Below are 4,679 nucleotides of genomic sequence, written 5' to 3' on the forward strand. Positions count from 1 at the left end.
TCCTGATCGCCAGCATGGAATCAGACATGCGCCCGGCTGAAAACCCCGAATGAGTCCGCCTTCGTGCCGCTTGGTATTAGACGGGCTCATATCCGCTGTTCGTGAGATGATTCCGACACTCCTCGGGCGAGAACGCATCGAGCAGTTCACCGATGGTGGCCCAGAGCGCCTCCCTGGTGCGTGCTCCTGCTTTGCGCAGGAGCGCCTTGAGCTTGGCAAAGAGCTGTTCGATCGGATTAAAATCGGGGCTGTAGGGCGGCAGATACAGCAGGCTCGCTCCGACGCCTCGGATCGCCTCTTCGACGCCCGCCACCTTGTGAGCGGCAAGGTTATCGAGCACGATGACATCGCCCGGTGAGAGAGCCGGCGCCAGCATCTGCTCGACATGGGCCCGGAAGATCTCGCCTCTCATGGGGCTGTCCACGACGAGCGTTGCCACGATCCCGTCCTCGCGCGGGCCCGCCACAAAGGTGGTGGTGAGCCAGTGCCCGTGCGGCACAGCATCGACCACCCTGTGTCCGCGTGGTGCCCTGCCGTACCGGCGGGTCATGTTGGTGGCCGTGCCCGTCTCGTCCAGGAACACGAAGCGGCTGGCATCCATGAAGCGTTGCCACACGCGAAAGCACCGGCGCTCCTGGGCTACATCCATCCGGTCCTGCTCGGCCGCCCGGAGTGTCTTTTTTTGTGCGTCAGGTCCACTCCGCACACCAGAGTTCGAGCATCTGCTCGATGGCCACACCCGTCATGGCAGCCTCCTGGGTCAGATCAGGAGATTATGAGCCCATATTCAAAAGGTGCAACTGTAGTGGTAGGCTGACGTGAGCGTCCTAGCGTGCACAGACCCGAAACCACTGCTGATCGACCTCAGTCGTGTTATCCTGCACTGTATTTACGAGCAAATATTGAAAGTCATCATTACCTGCGCGCCCAACAGCAGAATTGCCGTCGCGCTGATAGAATATGATTCTATTGCGCGTTATGATGTTATTTTCCGCCCGCCTCAAAATATTCGACTCTTGCGACATGAACGCAACACCAGTCCTTTTAGTCACAATGAAGTTGTCTGACACCCGTGTACCAATCGCTGCTCCATAAGCTGGCGATCCGTTAGACAGGATTATCCCCGGCCCTGATCTTGGACATAAAATAGTATTGCTGGATACCACATGACCCGGGCCTGCTACGCGGATTGGTCGGGTATGAATAAGAATATTATCCGAAACGGAATTTCTATTACCTCCCCTAATTGTTGGTGCTGCATCCATGTCTTTGAAGATGTTCCAACGTATGATGTTTGCATGCGCTTTGAGAGAAATGGCTTCTCGATCTCCGCCAGCTCGAAAGAAAACGTTATGTTCGATACGAGCATGCATATCGATACCGGCGCCTCCGCCGTTAGGGCCTGCGATCTGTATTGGCTCCTGCCCGTTATCGGCACGTCGCTCAATGAACGCAAAACGGTTGTGGTGTATATAGGCACTAACGGGCTGCTCGTCGGCAGTGTCGACCCCAGCGCGAACCTTGATCGTCATTGATGGCGAGTGAGCAAATATGTTGAAGTCGATTTCTGCGTCACGAGCCGAGGAGTGTAAAATAATGCAGTGCCCGAACGTACTATTCGAATCACCACAACTCTCGAAATGAGAGTCCGACAGGCGGAATCCAGGCGCAGCCACGTTGATTGTTCCAGGTCCGGTCCTTTCGAACTTTAGCCCACGCAAGGCGACGTTGCCTCTGCGGACGTTGATCCGTGTATTCCCAGTGAACGTAACTCGCCCTTGTCCGTCAAGAAGCAACGGATTCCTCGACCCCCCAGCTATCTCAATCAGTGCATCGTCATAGTATCCTGGCTTGAGTACAAGTGTGCCGGCAGTATGCATGTTGACAATTACCTGGGATATTACATCTGGCGACAGCGAACTTCGTTCGTCCGACAACACCGAGGCAGATGGCTGGGATCGCGCGACCAGCATCATATCTGGCATCAGTTGCGTAGCAAGAATCTCAGTCCATGAGGAAAGTGCCTTTTTCGACTGAAGAAGATATTGCCCCTCACGACATTCGGCAGTGATTGGTATTGCAAGAGATCGTCCCGAGACAACAACGGGCGTGCCGTCGGCGCATCTTCCTCGTAGAGCGACTGTGTCGGCTGAGTGATCCAGCTGCAAAGTAAGCTGGTCCTGTTTGAGAAGGATCTGAGGATCTGATGCCAAGGAGATGGCAGACTGGGCCGCCTCTGGTGCAAGATGCTGAGCCAAACTTGGATGAGTGGCAAGCAATGTTACCCATGTGAGTATTGATGCTAAAAGGTTCCTAGACCTCGCGGCACGGAGCAATGGGGTGATGCGCGAATGAATCACTGCAGCGTACAGCTGTCCTATGCTGTGAGAGCATTCAATTGAGACCAATGTAGTATGGCGAGCGTGCGTCAGGATCTTCACACCGGCCTCCTTCTGCATCGGATCACAATCTCGGGCCATCCGCGAACGTGGCCCTGCGATCCTAATGAAAATTGCCTCGCTTCATGGCACGTGCGGTCTGGCCTATTGCTCGAAGTCTCTCGACACCCACAACTAGCCGCAAACCACCGCAGGTGACCCTTGGCTGCCTTACACGACAAGTAAGCTTATCGAGAGAAAAAGCAAGATTACTCTTGCTGACTTACGCTAAGCGCTGCGATACCGAATGTTAACGGCCGCTTCTGCCGTCACGATGCGACCTCAACCAACGACTACATCACTGCAGCAATCGTGCGGGGGTGAGTTTCCCATCCGTGTTGGCCGCCAGCAGCGAGTGCTCGCTGCGCCAGCTAACCGCGAACTTCGACATCGACGACGTCTACCAAGAAGCCAACCGGCGGGAACTCGTGCAGGCGCCGGATATTTGAGGTGACGGAGCTATATTCTACTCTAACCCAATAGTGGCACTAGGTATCGCAGGCTTTTGCTTTCGGCTTATGTCCGCAATCCGCCTATGTTAAAGTAAGATCTAAGACGTGCTCCGTCCCGACATCATTTTACCCCAATTCTACGCCAGGTTCTCTAGAAAAAGTTAGCTTACGTGCCGGGCTCTTTGGACAGTCGACCGCGGAGCATTGTTTTCGACCCCGTCCTGCGTCTTAGTTTGCCTAAATACCCTATTAGCGCACTTCGTCTGCGAGGGGATGGGAATGGCGATGAAGACCGCAATGTATGGCATCCTCGGTCGCCAAAGGCGGCGCAGGACTGACGTCTTCAATAACGGTCTCACCTTTGTCTCGAACGCCGACCATTATGGCTTTGCACTCCGATGGTACCGCTCACTCCTCGGCCGCGACCGCCGCATCAGGGATCTCAAGACCAATGGCTGCCTTCATTAATGCTCATGATGTGTCGCTAGAACCTTTGTTCGAAAGCCTGCCCACTGCAGGTGAGCAGAGACCAGTCCTAAGCATTGTGTGTCCCTTGTTTAATGAGGCGCCGGCCGTAGCTGAATTGCTGAGACGTATTACAGAAGCGCTTGCAACTCCGGATCTCTCTTATGAAATCGTTGCCGTCGATGATGGTTCGACTGACGCAACGCTCGCGATACTTAAAGATGCTATGCTGGCCTACCCCAGCCTGAGAGTTCTCGAGCTCTATCGCAACTATGGGCAAGTGGCCGCACTCGGCGCTGGCATGTCAGTTGCTCGGGGTCGGTGGATACTCATGATTGATGGAGACCTACAGCACGACCCCGGAGATATCTGTCGGCTTATTGCGGCCGCAAACGAAGGCCATGACCTTGTTGCCACCTATCGTGAACGTCGAGAAGAACCCTTCTCACGATTAGCTGTGACTTGGATCGGGAACCACATCAATCGTTTTCTTACCGGTGTGGACATTGGTGACTTTGGGAGCTCTTACCGCCTGTTTGATTCTTGCCTTCTTGATATGCTCACAGATATGGCGGGCCATGTTCATTATAATACACCAGCTCTTTACATCAACGCTCGCTCTTGTATAGAAATACCTATCACTCAGCAACATCGTCCTCACGGGACAAGCAAGTGGGATCTAAATGCTTTCATCTCCTATAATCTAGACTTCCTTGCGCGATCGAAGAGGATTACCCAGCTTCTCCTTGCTATCGGAATAATGGGAATGGTGATCAGTGGTGTTCTTTATCTTCTCAGCTTGGCAGATGTTCTGGAAGGAGTTCGCGCAATAACTACGCCTATGAGTATCGCACTTGTGTCACTCCTCATCGTTCTGTCAGCCATTGTTTGGCGGGAAGTCATGCAAACTCAGCGGCTCGCGCGTGGTGAGCCCCCCTATCTAATTAATGGATTCTGGTTCGGGCGGGACGGTCAAATTAACCACAAGCCAGTTGCTCTATCGGGAAGCTATCCAAGGATGTATATGCGGGGATGTCTGAATAACAAAGCAGCGACACGTTGAGTGTTTGTCATGACCTACATCCTGAATTCGGATCCCAGAAGCTGGATCACGTAGTTCTGCCGGCTTGAGAACGCATTCCTTCAATCCGTTGTCGAGATCGCAAATCATCTACTGATATCAAATATTTTGGGAAGAAGGTGTGGGGCTTGATCTGTCTGGATAGCGTCTAGAGCATTTTCGACTTATACCAAGTCCCGCTGATCAGAACCGGTGCGCCCACTCCCGCAGGCCGAGGGACATGATCGTCCAGGGTCGATCCGT

At 53.6% G+C, this 4,679-nt stretch carries 4 protein-coding genes and 1 pseudogene; 3 read left to right on the forward strand and 2 right to left on the reverse strand.

Annotated elements, in window-relative coordinates; all coding sequences use genetic code 11:
* Positions 1-76: 76 nt before the first annotated feature.
* Positions 77-682 (reverse strand): annotated as a pseudogene (locus tag DRB19_RS28980) (IS630 family transposase); the annotation flags it as partial.
* Between the two features lie 145 nt (positions 683-827).
* Positions 828-2,441, reverse strand: a complete 1,614-nt coding sequence (locus DRB19_RS28985) for a chondroitinase-B domain-containing protein (RefSeq protein ID WP_162815950.1) — start codon at positions 2,439-2,441, stop codon at positions 828-830.
* A gap of 317 nt (positions 2,442-2,758) precedes the next feature.
* On the opposite strand from DRB19_RS28985, the gene DRB19_RS31625 reads away from it, so the two are divergent.
* The 3 genes from DRB19_RS31625 (at position 2,759) to DRB19_RS28990 (ending at position 4,418) form a co-directional block, all read left to right on the forward strand.
* Positions 2,759-2,887, forward strand: a complete 129-nt coding sequence (locus tag DRB19_RS31625; RefSeq protein WP_276330645.1) for a hypothetical protein — start codon at positions 2,759-2,761, stop codon at positions 2,885-2,887.
* 282 nt (positions 2,888-3,169) lie between these two features.
* Entirely contained in the window at positions 3,170-3,358 is a 189-nt protein-coding gene (locus DRB19_RS30505) for a hypothetical protein (RefSeq protein ID WP_162815951.1), read from the forward strand.
* Complete coding sequence (locus tag DRB19_RS28990) at positions 3,342-4,418, forward strand: glycosyltransferase family 2 protein (RefSeq protein ID WP_162815952.1); 1,077 nt, start codon at positions 3,342-3,344, stop codon at positions 4,416-4,418. The genes DRB19_RS30505 and DRB19_RS28990 overlap by 17 nt, the downstream gene beginning before the upstream one ends.
* Positions 4,419-4,679: the final 261 nt, after the last annotated feature.

The organism is Microvirga aerophila, assembly GCF_003332305.1.
Taxonomy (GTDB): Bacteria; Pseudomonadota; Alphaproteobacteria; order Rhizobiales; family Beijerinckiaceae; genus Microvirga; species Microvirga aerophila.